Genomic DNA, 242 nt, shown 5'->3' with positions numbered 1-242 from the left:
CCCCCGTGGTACTTCGACCGCCGCACCGAATGGTATGACGGCCCGACCTGCAACACCGACCCCGGTTACAAGGATGCCTACCGCAACGACATGAGCCAGACGCGGTTCGGCCTGGACGTGACCAACACCATGGTGATGACTACCGACAGCGCCGGCCTGTTCACCTTCGACTACGGGCTGTCCTTCAGCGATGAAGGCGTGGGCCCGGGCGACAGCGCGCCGATCATGCACGATGACCTGGT

General features: G+C 64.0%; 1 protein-coding gene. It reads left to right on the top strand.

Annotated elements, in window-relative coordinates; translation table 11 throughout:
• On the top strand, window positions 1-242 hold a 242-nt coding region (locus tag KVS69_RS20325), incomplete at both ends, for a hypothetical protein (protein ID WP_217540094.1).

Origin of the sequence: Stenotrophomonas sp. GbtcB23 (assembly GCF_019091045.1) — a bacterium.
Taxonomy (GTDB): domain Bacteria; phylum Pseudomonadota; class Gammaproteobacteria; order Xanthomonadales; family Xanthomonadaceae; genus Stenotrophomonas; species Stenotrophomonas rhizophila_A.
The sequence above is the reverse complement of the archived record's forward strand: the minus strand, read 5'-3'. Positions and strand labels throughout refer to the sequence as shown.